Source organism: Micromonospora sp. 15K316, assembly GCF_004348525.1.
Lineage (GTDB): Bacteria > Actinomycetota > Actinomycetes > Mycobacteriales > Micromonosporaceae > Micromonospora.
In genome coordinates this window covers 1-19,106 of sequence record NZ_SMKG01000010.1, presented here as the reverse complement: position 1 = coordinate 19,106, position 19,106 = coordinate 1, and the positions used below count along the sequence as shown (strand labels likewise).

Sequence of the window (19,106 nt, the reverse complement as noted above, 5' to 3'; positions counted from 1 at the left end):
GGTGACCCACCCCGGCGCGGGCCGTTCGGCGACCCCGCTCGGCGACCTGGCCGTCCGCGCGACGCTTCCGCCGGCCGAAAAGGACGTGGCCCATAGCCAGGACGGCGCTGGCGCGTTTTATACCGGGATGTACGAATCACTTCCCCCGCCGCCGTTGCGGCGAGGCATCGTGCGAACGGGTGGGGCAGGACATGAGGCAGCAGGAGCGCGCCGGCCGATCGGCCTTCCGCGGTGACATCGAAGGCCTGCGGGCCCTCGCGGTGCTGCTCGTGCTCGTCGGTCACACCGGACTCGCGGCCCTGCCCGGGGGCTTCGTCGGCGTGGACGTCTTCTTCGTCATCTCCGGCTTCCTGATCACCGGGCTCCTCGTGAAGGAGTTGTCGGAGACCGGCCGGATCTCGATCGCCGGCTTCTACGCCCGCCGCGTCCGCCGACTCCTCCCGGCCGCGGCCGTGGTCCTCGTCGCCAGCCTGGTGCTGGCGTACCTCTTCCTACCCCGGTTGCGGTGGTCGAGCACGGGCTGGGACGTCGTCGCCAGCGGTCTGTACGTGATGAACTGGCGGCTGGCCGAACAGGCGGTCGACTATCTGCAGGCGGACGAGGCGCCGAGCATCCTGCAACACTTCTGGTCGCTCGCCGTCGAGGAGCAGTTCTACCTGGTCTGGCCCATGCTGCTGGTAGGCGTCACGTGGACGCTGTTCCGGAGCAGCCGGCGTACCGGACCGACGAGCCGGCGCCGCTTCGAGCGACGCCTGCTGATCGGGCTGGCGCTGGTGGCCCTCCCGTCACTGGCGTGGTCGATCCACCTCTCCCAGGCCAACCCTTCCCAGGCGTACTTCCACAGCACCACGCGGATGTGGGAGCTCGCGCTCGGCGGCGGTCTGGCCATCCTCAGTCACCACCTGACACGGCTGCCGCGCTGGCTCGCCGCGGCCCTCGGCTGGGGCGGCGTCGCCGCGGTCATCGCCGCCGGCCTGATCATCACACCTGACCTGGCCTTCCCCGGCTACACCGCCCTGCTGCCCACGCTCGGCACCGCGGCTGTGATCGCTGCCGGCCCGGCCGCCGGACGCGCCGGCCCTACCGCCCTACTCAGCCTGGCCCCGATCCGCCTCATCGGCGCCCTCTCGTACTCGTTGTACCTGTGGCACTGGCCGCTACTGGTGGCCGCCGAGGCGCAGTTCGGCGAGCTGACCCCGGCGCAGGGCGCCGTGGTGGTGGCGCTGTCGTTCGTGCCGGCCGCGCTCACGTATTGGCTCGTCGAGAACCCCATCCGCTTCTCGCTCCACTTCCCCCACCAGGCCGCCAAACTCGGGGCGGCGGCCACCGGCATACCCGTCGTCGCGGCCATCCTGTTCCAGCTGACCATCTGGCCGCCGGCCCGCTCCCCGGCCGATCTGACCGCGGCGATGCCGCCGCTGACCGTGACCACCACCGGCTCCGCCGAGGCGGGACAGCCGACCTTCGGCGCCGGCGTGCTCGGCGACGATCCACGCAGCAGCGCCGCCGGCGAGCCGGCCGACCGGGTCGAGACGATGACACCGGACCCCCTCGCCGCCCGGGAGGACCTGCCGGCGACGTACCGCGAGCGGTGCCTGCTCCAGGTGACGGAGGCGGCGCTGAAGCCGTGCGTCTACGGCGACCCCACCTCGAACTTCACGGTCGTGCTCGCCGGTGACTCCCATGCCGCGCACTGGTTGCCGGCGCTGCAGCCCGTCGCCGAGGCGAACAAGTGGCGGCTGGTCACACACATCAAGGGAAGCTGTCCGGTGCTCAGCGAGCCCATCCTCTACCGGGACAAGCCCTTCGACACCTGCACCGAGTGGAACGAACGGTTGCGCACCGCGCTGACCGGAACCGAACGCCCTCAGCTGCTCATCCTCTCCAGCCTCACCTACTACCCGGCACCGGACGGCCAGGCGCTCACCGGCGCCGCAGGCCAGCGGGCCCGGACTCAGGCCATGCGGGACACCTGGGACCGGTACGCCCAGGCCGGTCTGCGGACCCTGGTGATCCGGGACGTGCCCTACCCCGGCATCGACGTACCCGAGTGCGTCTCGGAGAACCGGACCAAGCTCACCCGCTGCGCCGTCCCCCGGGCGGAGGCCCTGCGGCTGAGCGAGCCGCAGGTCGAGGCCGCCAAGGGCCTCAAGGGCGTACGCCTGGTCGATCTCAACGACTCGATCTGCCCCGCTCAACGATGCGCCCCGGTCATCGGCGGCGTGCTCATCTATCGGGACCAGGGACATCTCACCGCGACGTACGCACGCAGCCTGGCGCCCCGGGTCCGCGATGCCCTGCGCACCGAACTCGAATGAACTGAAAGGACCGGCGCGCCGTTCCGGACCTTGCCGCCCGACCTACCTCCTGGTATTTACAGATGCGCATGCATCGTCATGCTGCGCGGCCGGCGGATCGCCGGCCACCGCTCCCACGAGGAGGTCCCGTGCCACACCCCCAGTGGTCACCCTGGATGAGCCGGCGACGCCGCCGGCTCGTCCCCGTCCTGGCGGCGACCGCGGTGGTCGCCGCGCTGCTGCCCACCGGCGTCAGCTCCGCGGCGCCCACCGGCGGCGCCGCCGCCCCCGCGGAGCGCCGCTCCGGCCCCTTCGCCGAGGGGCAGCACCAGCACGCCGACGTCGACAACCGCGCCGGCAGCGCCGCGCCCGACGCCCGCCAGCGCGGGCTCGCCAGCAAGGCCGACCCGGACGTGCGGTGGAACAAGCTGGGCACCCCGCACTCGCTGGGCCCCGGCACCACCCCGCTCGCCACCGGGCTGCCCGCCGAACCGGAGGCCGCCGCCCGCGCCTACCTCACCGGCAATCGCGACCTGTTCGGGCTGGACGCCGACGCGGTGGCCGAGATGGAGCGGGTGCTGGTCCGCCCGATCGGCAGCGGCGCGGTGGTCACCCTCCGGCAGCGCTTCGGCGACCTGCCCGCCGGCCACGACGGCCTGGTCACCCTCGCCATCAGCGGGGGCAAGGTGCTCTCGGTCAGCTCCTCGCTGTCCCGGGACGCCGCGACGCCGGCGCCGGCCACGCTCACCCAGGAGCAGGCGTACGCCGCGGCGCTCGCCGACGCCGGTCTGGACGCCTCCGGCGTGGCCGACCACACCGTCCGCCCGGTCGCGGTGCCCACCCCACTGGAGGGGCCGCGCAGCGCGTATGAGGTGACGCTCATCGGGTCGGACACCGATCACCCGGCCGCCTTCACCACCTACATCGACGGCATCACCGGAAAGGTGCTGGTCCGCGAGGACCTCGTCGACTTCGACTCGGAGAACCCGAGCTGGGCGGTCTTCCCGGCCACCCCGCCGCGCAACCTCGGCCCGGGGCAGGACCCGCGGGTCCGCTGGTGCGGGGAGCCGGCGCCGGGCTGCAAGGCGTCCTACCACGACCCGGTCACCGGCAACACGTGGGACGTCGACGCCGCCACCGGCACGCCGACGTTCACCTCCCGCGGGAACTCGGCCAACACCGTGGTCTCCTGGGGCGCCGGCAGCCCGATGCTGCCGGCCACGACCAGCCCGGAGCGGCGCTACGAGTACCCGTTCACCGACCAGTGGCACCAGGCGAAGTGCAACCCGGAGGTGTTCACCTCGGCGCAGCGCAACGACGCCGACGCCGCGATCGGCAACCTCTTCGCCATGCACAACCGGATGCACGACTGGGCCTACCACCTGGGCTTCACCGAGTCGGCGTGGAACCTGCAGGCGGTCAACCTGACCCCGGAGGGCCTCGGGGGCGACGCGGAGCAGGGCCGGGCCCAGCAGGGCGCGCTGAGCGGCAACCGGAACAACGCCAACCAGGGCACGCCGCGCGACGGTCTGCCGCCGACCACCAACATGTACCTGTGGCAGCCGCAGGCCGGCGGTCCGTACCCGCCCTGCGTCGACGGCGACTACGACATGACCGTGATCGGTCACGAGTACACCCACGCCATCAGCAACCGGATGATCGCCGGTCCGGACAGCGGGATCGGCGGCCACCAGGGCGGCTCGATGGGTGAGTCGTGGAGCGACCTGCTCGCCACCGAGTACCTCTTCCAGCACGGCCTGCGGGCGCCGGGCGAGACGCCGTTCATCGTCGGCGGCTACGTCACCGGCAACCTGGTGAGCGGCATCCGGAACTACGACCTCAGCCGCAGCCCGCTGAACTACTCCGACGTCGGGTACAACACCGGCGGCCCGGCCGTGCACGCCGACGGGGAGATCTGGGGCGCCACCAACTACCGGGTCCGCTCCGCCTTCGTGAAGCGGTACGGCCTCGGCACGCCGAAGCTCCAGCTGGCGTGCGCGCAGGGCAAGGTGCCGGCGGACCGTTGCCCGGGCAACCGGCGCTGGTCGCAGCTGGTCTTCGACTCGTTCCTGCTGCAGGCGGCGAGTCAGGTGAGCATGCTCGACATGCGCGACAACATGCTCACCGCCGACCTGCTGCGCTTCGGCGGGGCGAACCAGAACCTGATCTGGACCGAGTTCGCCCGCTCCGGCATGGGTCGAGACGCCGTCACCAACGGCGCCGCCGACACCGACCCCACGCCGAGCTTCGCCTCGCCGACCGGTGGCAACGCGACGTTCGTCCTGCGCCCGCGCGGGGAGAGCGCCGACGCGCCGATCCGGCTCTACGTCGGGGCGTACGAGGCACGGGCCACGCCGATCGCGGACACCGACCCGGCGACCCCGCTCGGGGACACTGTCGAGTTCGTGCCCGGCACGTACGACCTGATCGCGGTGGCGCCCGGCTTCGGGCACCAGCGGATGCGGGTCACCGCCAAGGCCGGACACAAGGTGCAGCACCTCGACCTGAAGCTCGACCGCAACCTCGCCTCCACGGCGTCCGGTGCCACGGTCGCCGGCGACGGGGTCAACCTCGACCGGATCGCCGACGACACCGAGGCGACGAACTGGGCCTCGCTCGACGGGGTGGCCGGCAAGCAGGTCACCGTGGCGCTGCCCGGCGACAAGCCGCACGTGGTGAAGCGGGTGAACGTCAGCGCCATGCTGCGCCCGGGGATCAGCGGGGACGCCGACGCCGGCAGCCAGAACGCGCTCAGCGCGCTGCGCTCGTTCGCGGTGCTGGCCTGCAACGCGAAGAAGGCCGACTGCACCGACTCGGCGAACTTCAAGCGGATCTACACGAGCCGCAGCGACGCGTTCCCGGGCGGGGCGTACCGGGCGTACACCCGGGACATCAACCTCCGGGAGTTCCGGGTCTCCACCACGCTCGCCACCCACCTGCGGCTGGAGGTCCTGGACAGCCAGTGCACGGGCGGCCCGGCGTACGCCGGTGAGCAGGACGCCGATCCGGCGACCACTACCGACTGCGCGACCGCCAGTCCGGCGCGCGACCAGGTCCGGATCGCCGAGTTCCAGGTGTTCTCGAAGTGACCGCCGCCGGGGCCGGCGTTCGCCGCCGGCCCCGGCGGACCGCACCACCCGTCGGCCCCGCCCTCGTACCGGGCGGGGCCGGTCGCGTGCCGCCCACCCGTCGCGGGCTTCCCGGGTCGCCCCGGCGGGCGGCCGTCGCCGGTGAGGCAGAATCGGCGGGTGTCCGAGCTCAACAGCACCTTCGTCCGCCTGCACGCGCGACTCGCCCCGGTGGCGTTCGTCCCCGAGGTGCGGCTGCACCAGGCGGACGAGCCGATCGGGCTCTGGGAACTGACCGAGGGCGAGTTCCGCAGCGACCAGCCGCCACCCTTCTGGGCCTTCGCCTGGGCCGGCGGGCAGGCGCTCGCCCGCTACGTGACGGACCACCCCGAGCTGGTGGCCGGCCGCCGGGTGCTCGACCTCGCCTCCGGGTCCGGACTTGTCGCCGTGGCCGCCGCGCGCGTCGGCGCGGCCACCGTTCGCGCCGTCGAGGTGGACGAGCTGGCGGTGGCGGCGGTCGCGCTCAACGCCGAGGCCAACGGCGTGCGCGTCGACGTCGAGCTCGGCGACATCCTCGACGGCGACGCCGCCGGGGCGGAGGTGGTGCTCGCCGGGGACGTCTTCTACAGCGAGGCGATGGCCCGGCGGATGCTGCGCTTCCTGCTGCGCGCCGCCCGGGCCGGGGCGCGGGTGCTGGTCGGCGACCCCGGGCGGGCGTTCCTGCCCCGGGACCGCTTCGACGAACTGGCGACGTACGACGTACCGGTGCCACCGGCGCTGGAGAGCGCCACGGTGAAGCGCACCACCGTGTGGGAGCTGCGGCCCGGCCTGCCGAAGGCCGACGGCTAGGCCGGGCGCGGTCCGCCGCTGTCCCGCGGCCCGCGGCGCAGCAGCCGCAGCCACTGCGCCTGACGAAAGTCAGGTGCCGGTGATGCCGTTCGGGCGCGGTGGAGCGCCCAGGTGAACGCCTAGCGTCGGCGCATGATCACACTCCGTGGGTTGACGAAACGGTTCGGGCGGACCACCGCCGTCGACTCCCTGACCGTTGACATCGCACCCGGCCGGGTCACCGGGTTCCTCGGCCCGAACGGCGCCGGCAAATCCACCACCATGCGCATGATCCTCGGGCTCGACCGGCCCACCGCCGGGCAGGCGCTGATCGGCGGGCGAGCGTACCGGGAGCTGCGGCACCCGCTGTACGAGGTGGGCGCGCTGCTCGACGCCAAGGCCATCCACCCGGCCCGCTCCGGGCGGGCGCACCTGCTGGCCACGGCCCGCAGCAACGGCATCCCGGCGCGGCGGGTCGACGAGGTGCTCGCCACCGTCGGGCTGGACGACCGCGCCGCCGCCAAGCCGGGACGTACCCTTTCGCTCGGCATGGGTCAGCGGCTCGGCATCGCCGGTGCGCTGCTCGGCGACCCGCCGGTGCTGATGTTCGACGAACCCGTCAACGGGCTCGACCCGGACGGGGTGCGCTGGGTACGGCAGCTCATGCGTCGCCTCGCCGAACAGGGGCGGACCGTCTTCGTCTCCAGCCACCTCATGACCGAGATGCAGCTCACCGCCGACCAGCTGGTCGTCATCGGGCGCGGGCGGCTGCTCGTCGACGCGCCCGTCGACGAGGTCGTCGCGGGCAGCGCGGTGGCGGTGCGGGTACGCAGCCCGCACCCGGACGGGCTGGCGAAGCTCGCCGAGCGGCTCACCGCGGCCGGCGCGACCGTCGAACCGGCCGGCCCCGACGAGCTGACCGTCACCGGCGCCACCGTCGACCGGGTCGGCGATCTGGCGTACGAGTCGGGTGTGCGGTTGCACGAGCTCAGCCCGCACGGCGCGTCCCTGGAGCGCGCGTTCATGGAACTGACCGCCGACAGCGTCGAGTACGCCGGGGTCCCCGGCACGGTAGGAGAGCACCGATGAGCACCACCCGCACCCGTTCCGCCAGCCGGTCGGCGGGGTTCGGCGGCACCGTCGCCGCCGAGTGGACCAAGCTCTGGTCCGTCCGCAGCACCTGGTGGACGCTGCTCGCCGCCGTGCTGGTGACCGCCGCCTCCGCCGGGCAGTTGGCGATCTACGCGGCGAACGCGAACACCAACGACGACCCGGCCGACGACCGGGGGATCGTCACCGTCGGCAGCGTCCTGGTCGACTCGATGGAGCTCACCCAGTACGCCGTGCTCGCCCTCGGGTTGCTCGCCGTCACCAGCGAGTTCACCAGCGGCACCATCCGTACGACGTTGCAGTGCACGCCGTCGCGCGGCCGCGTACTGCTGGCGAAGGCCGTCGTCACCGCGGCGGTGACCTTCCCGCTCGGCCTGCTGCTCGGCGGAGTCGGCGTGCTGGTGGCCCGGCCGGTGCTCGGCGAGTGGGGCGCCGCCCCGGTGGCGGACACCCTGCGTGACCTGCTGGCGGTCGCCACCTACCTGGCGCTGGTCGGGGTGCTGGCCCTCGGGCTGGGCGCGGCGCTGCGCAGCGCGGTGCTCACCCTGATCGTGCTCCTGGCCACCCTGATGGTCGTGCCGCTGTCGCTCCAGGAGCCGGACATCACCGTGCTCAACCGGATCGCGGACGGCTTTCCCGCGGTGGCGGGCGGGCACTTCATGGCCGGGGACGCGGAGCCCTACCCGGCGCTGGCCGGCCTGCTGCTGCTGGCCGGTTGGGCGTGCGCCGCGCTCGGGATCGGGCGGGCCGCGCTGCGCCGCCGCGACGCGTGAACGGCGACGCGGGGCGTCGTCCGCGCACTGACAGGAACCTTATGGTTCGTGAGTACCCTTCACCGGCGTGTCGTCACACCGCGCTCGTCGCGTCCGAAGCGCTCTCGCCGTCATCACGTCACTGACCCTCCTCGCGCTCACCGCCTGCGCGCACGAGCCTCGGCACGCCCTCGGCAGCCCGCCCGCCGGAGGTGTGCCGAGCTCGTCGGCCGCGTCCTCGCCGGCCGCCGGGGCGACCCCCACCGCCGGCTCGCCGTCGTCCCCACCCGCACCCAAGACGTTGCCCTGGTACCTCGCCCAGGTGCCGGACTTCCCTCCGGCACCGCCACCGCGACCGGTGCGGCCGACCCCGGGCCCCACCGTCCCGCTCTGGTTCCAGGTGCCGACCGACCAGAAGGTCGCCTTCATCACCATCGACGACGGCGGGCTGGCCCGCCCGCCCGCGGTGATCGACTTCATCCGGGAGGCGCACATCCCGGTCACGATGTTCCTGAACTCCCCCGCCGCGGCCGCGCACACCGACTACTTCCGGCAGATCGAGGCGGCGGGCGGGGTCGTCGAGAACCACACCATCACGCACACGTCCCTACGGGGCCGCTCCTACGCCTACCAGAAGCACGAGATCTGCGGGGCGGCCGACAAGCTGGAGCAGCTCTTCGGCAAGCGACCGACGCTGTTCCGCCCACCGTTCGGCGAACGCGACACGAACACGCTGAAGGCCGCCCGCGACTGCGGGATGATCGCGGCCCTGCACTGGCGCGAGACCGTCGACAAGGGCAAGGTGCGCTACCAGACCCCGACGAAGGTGGTGAAGCCCGGCGAGATCCTGCTGATGCACTTCCGCCCGGCGCTCATGGACGACCTGCTCGCCGCGCTGCGCGCGATCCACAGGTCCGGGCTCACCCCGGCGCTGCTGGAGGACTACATCCGGTGACGGCAGCGCCAGGCCGCGCCGTCACGGAGCGACGAGCCCCGCCTCGTAGGCGATGATCGCTGCCTGCACCCGGTTACGCACCTCCAGCCGGGTGAAGATGCTGGTCAGGTACGTCTTCACGGTCCCCTCGACCAGGTGCAGCCGGCGGGCGATCTCGGCGTTCGACAGCCCCGCGCCGACCAGCGCCAGCACCTCCCGCTCCCGGTCGGTGAGCGTGGCCGTCCGGTCCCGGGCCGCCGGCCGCCGGGCCAGCCGCCCGCCGCCCAGCTCGATCACCCGGCGCGCCACCCGCGGCGACAGGTACGCCCCGCCGTCGGCGACCGCGTGCACCCCGGCGATCAGCTCGCGCGGGTCACCGGCCTTCAGCAGGAAACCGCTCGCCCCGTGGCCGAGCGCCCGGGCGATGTGGTCGTCCTCGCCGAACGTGGTGAGCATGACCGCAGCCGTCTGCGGCACCAGCCGGCGGATCTCGGCGGCCGCGCTCAGCCCGTCCAGTTTGGGCATCCGGATGTCCAGCAGGGCGACCCGGGGCCGGTGCGCCCGGACCAGCTCGACGGCCGCCCGGCCGTCACCCGCCTCGGCGACCACCTCGATGGTCGGGTCGGTGGCCAGGATCGCCCGGACACCGGCGCGGATCATCGCCTCGTCGTCGGCGAGTACCACCCGGACGGGCGGCGCCCCGGCTGCCTCGGTGGTCACTGGTCGATCTTCTCCTTGCTGACCAGCCGGTCCCCGGCGAAGCAGAGCCGCCAGGTGGGCTGGGCGAGTGGAAAGTTGCCGTCCGTGTAGTACTCGCATCCGCGCCTGTCGACCCCGGCCGGACGGTCGAGCTGGCGGCGGGGCAGCCCGACCAGGTCCGCGCGCGGCGCGCCCACCCGCAGCCCGTCGAAGGTCGCCCGGTCGAGCACCGTACCGGCCGTCGCCACCGGGTAGTGGACGAGCGAGAGCACCAGCGCGAAGCCCGCCGGAGCGCCCAGCGCCGCCAGCAGACTCCGCCGGACCCGCCGGCGGGCGTCGCGCAGGCGCCGCTCCGCGTCGGCCGGCTCCTCCGCCGGCCGGGCGCCGTCCGGCGTGAGCCCCGCATCCTCGGCCGGCCGTCCCGGCGCTGACGCCGCGACCGGCGGGTCGACGGGGACGTCGGCCCGCTCCGGCCCCCACCCGTCCCGTGCCCGCACGGGCAGCCAGGCCCGCACGGCGAAGCCACCGCCCTCGGCCGGGCCGGCGTCGAGGGCACCGCCGGCGAGGCGTACACGCTCGGCGAGCGCCAGCAGGCCGCTGCCGTGCGACGGCGGGCCGGGCAGCGGGCCCGCCGGCGGCGGCGCGTTGCGCACCGACACCTCGAGCCGCTCACCCACCCGGGTGAGGCGGACCGTCACCGGTGCGCCGGGCGCGTACCGGGCCGCGTTGGTCAGCGCCTCCCGGACCACCCGGTGCGCGGCGTGACCGACCACCGTCGGCAGCTCGTCGGCGTCGAACTCGGCCTCCAGGCGTACCGCGATCCCGGCCTCGCGTGCGCCGTCGACCAGCTCGGCGACGCTCTCGTCGGCCGGTCGGAGGCCGGCCTCCTCCTCCCGGAGCAGCCCGATGATCTCGTGGAGCCGCTCGGTGGCGGCAGCGACGCTGGCCCGTAGCTCACCCGCCGCGCTCCGGTGCCGATCGTCGAGGTCGGTCGCGACCTCCAGGGCGGCGGCGCGCAGCGCGATCAGGCTGAGGTCGTGCCCCAGTGAGTCGTGCATCTCCTGCGCGATCCGGGCCCGCTCCCGCAGCCGGATCCGCTCGGCCGCGCCGCGCTGCTCCCGGGCCGCCGCGTCCGCGTGCCGCCGACCGGCCTCCACCAGCTCCTGCTGCTGCCGCCGGTACCGGCCGAGCAACCACGGGAAGACCCCCGCGAAGAGCAGCACCGAGGCGAGCAGGAACCACGTCGCCGCCGCGGTGCCGAGCACCCACAGGTTCAGCACGGTGCCGCCCGCCGCGATCAACGCGAAGACGACGACCGCCGGCGCGGTGCCGGCGCTGCGCCGACCGACGAGGTAACTGAGCAGCGGGATGGCGAAGACGAAGTTGCCGTCGACCACCGAGCCGAGCACCACCAGCACCAACGCGACCAGCGGTCGGCGCCGGCCCACGACCACCGCGGCAGCGAGCACCAGCAGCTTCGCCGCGAGCAGCGGCAGCGCGTACCGGGGCAGGGGTGGGGTGACGCCGGCGTAACCGACCGGCGCGGCGACCACGCCGAAGAGCAGCGCGTCCCGGAGGGTGGCCGCCCGCCCGGCCAGCGCGCGGCCGGCCGTACGCGCCCATCGCCGGGGCCGGTGGACCAGCGGACCGCGTTCCCCGCGGCCCGCCCGGGTTCGCTGCCGATCGGTCACGGCGGCCACGCTACCCACCGCCGGTCCGGGGCCGGCACCGACGAAAGTCAGGTGTTCAGCCGATCTCCTCGGCCCAGGCGCGCCAGTCGTCCAGCACCCCGTGCAGCGCCGGGGTGAGCCAGCCGGGCGCCGAGCGGCGGAACACCCCCGGGTCCATCGCGCCGGCACCGGCCGGCAGCGCGCCGAGCAGCTTCGGCACCAGGTCCCCGAGGTTCGTCCAGTGGACCAGCTCGGGCGCGGCCGGCCAGGCGCCGACGACCACCCCGGCCGGTACCGCGCGGCGGTCCAGCGCCTCCAGGGTGAGCGCCGTGTGGTTGAGCGTCCCCAGCCCCGCCCGCGCCACCACCACGGCCGGCGCGCCCAGCGAGACGGCCAGGTCGGCCACCGTCCACGGCTCACCCGACGGGCGCAGCCCCATCGGTACGAGCAGCCCGCCCGCGCCCTCCACGAGCACCAGGTCGTGCTTCTCGGCCTCCTCGCGGACCGCGTCGACAGCCGTGTACAGCTCCAGCGGCTCCAGCTCCGCCACCCGGGCCGCGGTGAGCGGGGCGAGCGGGTCCGGGAAACTGGCCAGGGTCCGCCCGGTGAGCGGGGCGGCGAGACGCTGCACCGCGTCCACGTCGCCGGGCTCCCCGGTCGCCGTGCCCGTCTGGCCCGGTTTGACGACCGCCACCCGCAGCCCCGCGGCCTGGGCCGCGGCGGTGATCGCCGCGGTCACCACCGTCTTGCCCACCGCGGTGTCGGTGCCGGTCACCACCACCGGTCCCTGCCACGGCTCGGCCTCCGTGCTCACGGCGCACTCTCCACGACGCCCCCGAACCACCTCGTTCGCGGTCGCTGCCGACCGCTCCGCCGGGCGAAGTTACCACCCGCCGGATCCCGCACACCGATCCTCTCGGCCCACCCGCCGTCAGGTCACGCCCGTGAGCGGGCGCTGCCGCGGGCGGAAGCCTTGTAGGGTACGGACGACCCACGTCGAGCGCGACGAGATCGGGGGCTGAGTCCGATGCCGGAGCTGCGGGGACGGGCGGTGACGCTGCGCCCGGCCACGGACGCGGACGTGTCGGCGCTCGCGAAGATCCGAGCCACCCCGGAGGTCCGACGCTGGTGGCGCGGCGGCGACGACGTGAGCGCGGCCGTCCGCGCCGACCTCGCCGACGAGACGACGACCGTCTACACCGTCGACCACGACGACAGGCTGATCGGGGCCGTCCAGTGGTACGCCGAGGAGGACCCGGACTACCGGCACGCGAACCTCGACATCTTCCTCGACCCGGACGTGCACGGGCTCGGCCTCGGCCCGGACGCGATCCGCACGCTGGTGCGCCACCTCGTCGAGGCGTACGGCCACCACCGGTTCACCATCGACCCGGCCGCCGCGAACACCCAGGCGATCCGCAGCTACGCCAAGGTCGGTTTCCGTCCGGTCGGCGTGCTGCGCCGCTACGAACGCGGCGAGGATGGGCGCTGGCGTGACGGGCTGCTGATGGACCTGCTCGCCGACGAGCTGGTCGGCTGAGGGCGGGACGTGCCGTCCTGACATACGAGCGTACGGTTGCTGCCCCGCCACGGAACGCGCGACAGTACGCGACACCAGCGGTGCCATCGACGCCGCCGCTCCCCTGGACACATCCTGAGGAGGACGCGATGGCTCTACGACTCGCCGAGGGCACCGGCTGGCCGGACACTCTCGCCCGTGCGGTGGCCGCCACCCCGGAGGCGTTCCGCGCCGAGGTCGACGGGGTGGCCGCCGTGCGGAACCTCATCGAGGGTGACTGGCGTGCGGTCGGCGCGCCCACCCCCGTGCGTACCCCGGTCGACAACACCGTCCTGGTCGACCTGCTCCGGTTGGACGCGGACGCCGCCCGGGCCGCCGTCGCCCACGCCGCCGGCGCGCACCGCGCCTGGGCGGACACCCCGCTGGCCGAGCGGAAGGCCCGCGTCACCGAGGCCCTGGACGCCCTCACCGCGCATCGGGACCTGCTCGCCCTGCTCCTGGTCTGGGAGATCGGCAAGCCGTGGCGGCTCGCCTGCGCCGACGTCGACCGGGCGCTGGACGGTGTCCGCTGGTACGTCGGTGAGATCGACCGGATGCTGACCGGCGGTCGGGAGCCGCTGCCCGGCCCGGTCAGCAACATCGCCTCTTGGAACTACCCGATGAGCGTGCTCGTGCACGCCGAGCTCGTGCAGCTGCTGGCCGGCAACGCGGTCATCGCCAAGACCCCGTCCCAGGGCGGCGCCGTCTGCCTGACCGTGGCGCACGCGCTGATGCGGCGGGCCGGGCTGCCCGCGACGCTGCTCTCCGGCGGCGGCGAGGAACTCTCCGAGGTGCTGGTCCGCGCGCCGGAGATCGGCGCGGTCGCCTTCGTGGGCGGTCGCTCCAACGGCGGGAAGGTGGCCGCCGCGCTGCTCGACTCCGACAAGCGCCACTTCATCGAGCAGGAGGGGCTGAACGCCTGGGGCATCTGGGACTTCTCCCAGTGGGACCTGCTCGCCGCGCACCTGAAGAAGGGCTTCGAGTACGGCAAGCAGCGCTGCACCGCGTACCCCCGGTTCGTGGTGCAGCGGGACCTGGTCGACGAGTTCCTCGACATGTACCTGCCGGTGGTCCGCTCGGTCCGGTTCGGGCATCCGCTCGCCGTGGGCGAGGACTGGCAGGTGGGCGACGCGCTGCCCGAACTGGACTTCGGTCCGCTGATCAGCGCGGCCAAGGCCGACGAGCTGCGCCGCAAGGTGGACGAGGCGGTACGCGGCGGCGCCGTGCCGCTGCACCGGGGGAAGCTGGCCGGCGCGCCGTTCCTGGACGGGCAGGACACCTCCGCGTACGTCGCGCCGGCGGTGCTGCTGGCCCCGCCCGGCCGGTCCCGGCTCATGCACGCCGAGCCGTTCGGGCCGGTCGACACGATCGTCGTGGTCGACACCACCGACGAGCTGCTGGCCCAGATGAACGCCTCCAACGGCGCGCTGGTCGCCTCGCTCGCCTGCGACGACGAGGAGCTGGCCGGCAAGCTGGCGGTCGACCTCCAGGCGTTCAAGGTGGGCATCAACAAGCCGCGCTCGCGCGGGGACCGGGAGGAGCCGTTCGGCGGTCGGGGCGCCTCCTGGAAGGGGGCGTTCGTCGGCGGCGACCTGCTCGTGCAGGCGGTCACGCAGGGCGGCGACGAGCGGCTCTACGGCAACTTCCCCGACTACAGCCGTTACCCCACCACCTGACCGGCCGGAGGCAGGGGCGGTCGACGGCGTGCCCCTGCCTCACCGCACCGCCGCGGACGTGTCGAGCGGCAGGGTGAGGGTGCGCATCGCGCCGTCGGCCTCGGTGCGGGTCGGTCGCCCCAAGCGGCGTACGGTGCCCAGCATCGCGGTGTTCCCGGCCGGCACGTGCAGCACCAGTGCGGCGTACCCGGCCTGGTCGGCGTGCTGCACCAGCCGGCGCAGCAGCGCGGAGCCCAGCCCGCGACGCCGCCAGTCGTCGCGTACCAGCAGCGCCGCCTCGGCCTCGTCCCCCTCGACGACCAGGTTCGCCGTGGCGACCACCGTCTCCGCCGCCCGGTCGCCGGTCACCGCGACCAGGGTCAGTCCGCGGGCCGGCGCCAGCAGCCGGCGCATCCGCTCCGGCGTGGACACCGACGCCCCGCCCGGTGGACGCCCGCGCCGCGCGCACGCGAGGTGCAGCTCGCGTACGCCGGGGAGGTCCTCGACGACGGACGGTCGGACGGACACCTCGGCGCCGTCGGGCAGCACCAGGGTGACCTGCTCGGCGGCCCGGCGCGCGACGGTGGCCGCCAGCTCGACCAGCGCCTGGGCGCGGGCGTGCTCGGCGGGGGTGAACTCCGGCACCGCCCGGCCCAGCGTGTAGCAGCCGCCACCCGGCTCGGCGATCAGCATGGTGCCGCCCGCGATCCCCACGTGGGCGCCCGCCGGCTCCGGCCGCCACGTCACCGCGTCGGCGCCGAGCAGCGCACGCAGGGTTTCACCTGTCGCGTCCGGGTCGCGGACCAGCCGGTTGGCCAGCCCGAGCACCCGGGTGGGCTCGTCGGCCAGGCCGCGCGCCTCGCTGCGCGCCACCCAGCAGTCCCGTCCCCGGCCACGCTCGACCGCCGCGATCAGGTCGTCCTCGCCGAGTGCGTCCGGCGCGTCGACGAGGAAGTCGTCGACCGCGCCCCGCTCGGTGGTGTGCACCTGCACGGCGAGGATGTTGACCCCGCGCAGGGCGAGGCTCGCCGTGAGCACCGACAGGTAACCGGGCCGGTCGTCCACGGTGGCCCGGATCCGCCACAACGTCATGGTCGGCTTCCTTCCTCGCTCGACCGGATGGTGTCGAGAACCGCCGGGGGAACGGCACGGCAGGTCCCGGCCGGTCCCGACGGGAACGACGCGCCTCTCCTCCGGCCCGGCCCACCGACCTCCACCTCGTGGCCTTCGGAGCTGATGTCGCGAACGCGTCAGGGTCGTGACGCCTCAGCGCCGACCCTCGATGTCACGAACGATTCAGCGCCAAAGCCTCCGGGAGGCCGACCGTCGCCCCGAGGTGAGGAGCGGGCGCCGCCGGCGACGGCTCAGGCGGTCACCGGGGGCGGGCCGACCAGGTCGAGCCGGTCGCCGAGGATCACCGCGCCGGCGCGTACCAGCTGCGCCAGCCGGTCGACCTCGGTGGCGTGGAACGCGGCGGCGGTGAGCGGCGAGCTGTGCCGGCGCGCCACCACCAGCACCAGACCGGCCCGGCCGAACGGCGCGACCGCGTGGTGGGTGCCCTCGGGTGAGGAGATCGCGCGGGCGCGCAACGGGGTCACCTCCGGCAGGGCGGGCGGTACGGGGGCACGCCAGCTCGCCCGTACCACGGCCGCCGCGCCACCACCGGAGCGGGACGCCCAGTCCAGCGGCACCATGGCGGCCACCGCCCAGTCGGCGGCGAGCAGGCCGGGCACCGCGTCGACCAGGGTCGCGAGACCGTCGGCCGGGTTCGCGGCGACCTGGGCCAGCAGTTCGGCGTCCTGGCCGGTGGTGGTGGGCGCACCGATCGCCCGCCACACCCCGTCCACCCGTACGCCGGGAATCGCGGCCAGCCCGGCCAGCAGCCGCTCGACGCGGGGCTCGCCCGGCCAGACGACGGTGAAGTCGTCGACAGCCCGCCCGCCGAGCCGTTCGAGGACCACCACCTGGACGATGTCCGCACCGGACACACCCAGCGTGCGGGCGATCTGGCCGAGGGTGCCGGGACGGTCCGGCAGGGTGACCCGTACTCGCAGCAACATGCGTCCCTCCGCTCGGCGGGCCGGCGGGTGAACGGCCGGCAGGCTGGACTCCAGCCTGCGCGACGCCCATTTCGTCCCTGTTGCCGCGGCATGTCCCGGACGCAAAACCCGACCTTGACAACGTGAGGGCGCTGCCATGAACTAATCGGATGACCGATCCGGCCGTCGATGGGTCCCCGCCGGGGGCCGACCCGGACTCCCGCGCCGGCACCACTCGCGCGCCCGCCGGGGTCGACCTCGATCGGCTCGCCGGCTACCTGGCCCGGCACCGCCCCGACCTGGCCGCCGGCCCACCGCGCGCCCGGCTGATCGCCGGCGGGAAGTCGAACCTCACCTACCTGCTGCACGTCGGCGACCGCGAGCTGGTGCTGCGCCGCCCGCCGCTGGGGCATGTGCTGGCCACCGCACACGACATGGCCCGGGAGTTCCGGGTGATCTCCGCGCTGGCACCGACCGAGGTGCCGGTGCCGGGCGCGCTGCTGCTCTGCGCCGACCCGGACGTGATCGGCGCGCCTTTCTACCTGATGGAGCGGGTCACCGGCGAGGTCTACCGGACGCGGGCGCAGACCGACAGGCTCGGCGGGCGGCGCCGCCACGAGCTGGCGACGGCCATGATGGACACCCTCGCCGCGTTGCACCGGGTCGAGCCGGCGGCGGTCGGCCTGGCCGACTTCGGTCGTCCTGACGGCTACCTGGAGCGGCAGGTACGCCGCTGGGCCGGGCAGCTGGAGCGGTCCCGCAGCCGGCCGCTGCCCGGCATCGACGAGCTGCGCGACCGGCTGGCGGCTTCCGTGCCCGCGAGCGCCAACGCCGGACGGATCGTGCACGGTGACTACCGGCTGGACAATCTCCTCGCCACCGTCGACCCGGTGGCGGTCCGGGCGGTGCTCGACTGGGAGATGGCCACCCTCGGCGACCCCCTCGCCGACCTGGGCCTGCTGCTGACGTACTGGGACGTGCTCGGCGGCAGTGAGACGGCCGAGGGCAACCCGGTCGCCGACGGTCTCGGGCCACGGGCCGGCTTCCCCACCGGCGCGGAACTGATCGCCCGCTACGCGGAGCGCAGCGGGGTCGACGTCGGCCCGCTGCACTGGCACGTCGCGCTGGGCTGCTTCAAGCTCGCGGTGATCTGCGAGGGGATCCACTACCGGCACACGCTCGGGCAGACGCTCGGCGAGGGATTCGACCGGATCGGCGAGATGGTGGCGCCGCTGATCGCGTACGGGTTGACCGCCGCCGGGGAGCGCTGATGGATTTCGCGTACGACAGCCGCACCGAAGAGCTACGGGTCGAGCTGACCGCGTTTCTCGAGCAGCACGTGTACCCGGCCGAGGCGCTGCACGCCGCGCAGGTCGCCGAGGCGGGCGACCCGTGGGCGCGTCCGCCGGTGATGGCCGAGTTGCAGGCCGAGGCGCGCAAGCGGGGGCTGTGGAACCTCTTCCTGCCCGACCGGCGCTACGGTGCCGGGCTGACCAACCTCCAGTACGCGCCGCTGGCCGAGCTGACCGGCCGCAGCCCGCACCTGGCCCCCGAGGCGCTCAACTGCGCCGCCCCCGACACGGGCAACATGGAGCTGCTGGCCGAGTTCGGCTCCGAGCGGCAGCGGGAGCGGTGGCTCGCTCCGCTGCTGGCGGGCGAGATCCGCTCGGCGTTCTGCATGACCGAGCCGGACGCCGCCTCCTCCGACGCCACCAACATCGCCACCCGGATCGTCCGCGACGGCGACGACTACGTGGTCAACGGCCGCAAGTGGTGGTCGTCCGGGGCGATGGACCCGCGCTGCGAGATCTTCATCGTGATGGGCAAGACCGACCCGGGCGCCGACCGGCACCGCCAGCAGAGCATGGTGCTGGTGCCGCGGGACACCCCGGGCGTCTCCGTCCGGCGGGGCATGACGGTCTTCGGGTACAGCGACGCGGCGCACGGCGGGCACGCCGAGATCGACTTCACCGACGTGCGGGTGCCGGCGGCGAACCTGGTCGGCGTGGAGGGGGGCGGCTTCGCCATCGCCCAGGCCCGGCTCGGCCCGGGGCGGATCCACCACTGCATGCGGCTGATCGGCATGGCGGAGCGGGCCCTCGAACTGCTCTGCCGACGGGTCAGCGAGCGGGTCGCGTTCGGTCGGCCCCTCGCCGAGCAGGGCGTGGTGCGGGAGTGGATCGCCGAGTCCCGCGTCCGCATCGAGCAGGCCCGCCTGCTCGTGCTGAAGACCGCCTGGCTGATGGACACCGTCGGCAACAAGGGCGCCCACACGGAGATCCAGGCCATCAAGATCGCCACGCCGGCGATGGCCGAGTGGGTGATCGACAAGGCCATCCAGGCGCACGGGGGTGCCGGCGTCAGCCAGGACACTCCGCTGGCCGCCCTCTGGGCCGCCACACGCACCCTGCGCCTCGCCGACGGGCCCGACGAGGTGCACCGCGCCTCCCTGGCCAAGCGCGAGCTCCGCCGCTGGACCCCCACCCCCACCTAACC

At 74.2% G+C, this 19,106-nt stretch carries 15 protein-coding genes; 10 read left to right on the top strand and 5 right to left on the bottom strand.

Annotated features, from left to right (window positions below; translation table 11 throughout):
• Window positions 1-191: 191 nt before the first annotated feature.
• From E1211_RS04530 to E1211_RS04505, 6 genes are all read left to right on the top strand, one after another.
• Window positions 192-2,318, top strand: coding sequence for an acyltransferase family protein (locus tag E1211_RS04530; protein WP_132345684.1), 2,127 nt, complete (start codon window positions 192-194; stop codon window positions 2,316-2,318).
• 128 nt (window positions 2,319-2,446) lie between these two features.
• On the top strand, window positions 2,447-5,386 hold the full coding sequence (locus tag E1211_RS04525) for a M36 family metallopeptidase (RefSeq protein WP_132345682.1): 2,940 nt from the start codon (window positions 2,447-2,449) through the stop codon (window positions 5,384-5,386).
• A 159-nt stretch (window positions 5,387-5,545) separates the two neighbouring features.
• On the top strand, window positions 5,546-6,214 hold the full coding sequence (locus E1211_RS04520; protein WP_132345680.1) for a methyltransferase: 669 nt from the start codon (window positions 5,546-5,548) through the stop codon (window positions 6,212-6,214).
• 132 nt (window positions 6,215-6,346) lie between these two features.
• Window positions 6,347-7,282, top strand: a complete 936-nt coding sequence (locus E1211_RS04515) for an ATP-binding cassette domain-containing protein (protein WP_132345678.1) — start codon at window positions 6,347-6,349, stop codon at window positions 7,280-7,282.
• Window positions 7,279-8,076 (top strand): ABC transporter permease subunit, encoded by a 798-nt coding sequence (locus E1211_RS04510; RefSeq protein ID WP_132345676.1) that lies wholly within the window; start codon window positions 7,279-7,281, stop codon window positions 8,074-8,076. Before E1211_RS04515 ends, E1211_RS04510 begins: the two co-directional genes overlap by 4 nt.
• 67 nt (window positions 8,077-8,143) lie before the next feature.
• Window positions 8,144-9,010, top strand: a complete 867-nt coding sequence (locus E1211_RS04505) for a polysaccharide deacetylase family protein (protein WP_243709340.1) — start codon at window positions 8,144-8,146, stop codon at window positions 9,008-9,010.
• Between the two features lie 21 nt (window positions 9,011-9,031).
• Here the strand turns inward: E1211_RS04505 and E1211_RS04500 are convergent, their stop codons facing one another.
• Genes E1211_RS04500 through bioD form a run of 3 tightly spaced genes read right to left on the bottom strand, consistent with a single transcriptional unit; the run spans window position 9,032 to window position 12,139 of the window.
• On the bottom strand, window positions 9,032-9,709 hold the full coding sequence (locus tag E1211_RS04500; RefSeq protein WP_165947167.1) for a response regulator transcription factor: 678 nt from the start codon (window positions 9,707-9,709) through the stop codon (window positions 9,032-9,034).
• A complete protein-coding gene (locus E1211_RS04495; RefSeq protein WP_243709339.1) occupies window positions 9,706-11,379 on the bottom strand; it encodes a sensor histidine kinase in 1,674 nt (557 codons plus the stop codon). The genes E1211_RS04500 and E1211_RS04495 overlap by 4 nt, the downstream gene beginning before the upstream one ends.
• Before the next feature lie 55 nt (window positions 11,380-11,434).
• Window positions 11,435-12,139: a dethiobiotin synthase gene (gene bioD, locus E1211_RS04490; RefSeq protein ID WP_132345761.1), complete on the bottom strand. Its 705-nt coding sequence runs from the start codon at window positions 12,137-12,139 to the stop codon at window positions 11,435-11,437.
• 246 nt (window positions 12,140-12,385) lie between these two features.
• On the opposite strand from bioD, the gene E1211_RS04485 reads away from it, so the two are divergent.
• Both E1211_RS04485 and E1211_RS04480 read left to right on the top strand, forming a co-directional pair.
• On the top strand, window positions 12,386-12,898 hold the full coding sequence (locus E1211_RS04485; protein ID WP_132345673.1) for a GNAT family N-acetyltransferase: 513 nt from the start codon (window positions 12,386-12,388) through the stop codon (window positions 12,896-12,898).
• A gap of 128 nt (window positions 12,899-13,026) precedes the next feature.
• Complete coding sequence (locus tag E1211_RS04480; RefSeq protein ID WP_132345671.1) at window positions 13,027-14,592, top strand: aldehyde dehydrogenase family protein; 1,566 nt, start codon at window positions 13,027-13,029, stop codon at window positions 14,590-14,592.
• A 39-nt stretch (window positions 14,593-14,631) separates the two neighbouring features.
• Here E1211_RS04480 and E1211_RS04475 read toward each other — a convergent pair whose 3' ends face one another.
• A complete protein-coding gene (locus E1211_RS04475; RefSeq protein ID WP_132345669.1) occupies window positions 14,632-15,663 on the bottom strand; it encodes a GNAT family N-acetyltransferase in 1,032 nt (343 codons plus the stop codon).
• Window positions 15,664-15,935: 272 nt separating this feature from the next.
• Complete coding sequence (locus tag E1211_RS04470) at window positions 15,936-16,631, bottom strand: amino acid-binding protein (protein ID WP_132345667.1); 696 nt, start codon at window positions 16,629-16,631, stop codon at window positions 15,936-15,938.
• A 149-nt stretch (window positions 16,632-16,780) separates the two neighbouring features.
• Between E1211_RS04470 and E1211_RS04465 the strand changes: the two genes are divergently transcribed.
• The gene (locus E1211_RS04465; protein WP_132345665.1) at window positions 16,781-17,881 is read left to right on the top strand and encodes a phosphotransferase family protein; all 1,101 of its coding nucleotides are present in this window, start codon (window positions 16,781-16,783) and stop codon (window positions 17,879-17,881) included.
• Complete coding sequence (locus E1211_RS04460; RefSeq protein WP_132345663.1) at window positions 17,881-19,104, top strand: acyl-CoA dehydrogenase family protein; 1,224 nt, start codon at window positions 17,881-17,883, stop codon at window positions 19,102-19,104. The genes E1211_RS04465 and E1211_RS04460 overlap by 1 nt, the downstream gene beginning before the upstream one ends.
• The last annotated feature ends 2 nt before the right edge of the window (window positions 19,105-19,106 follow it).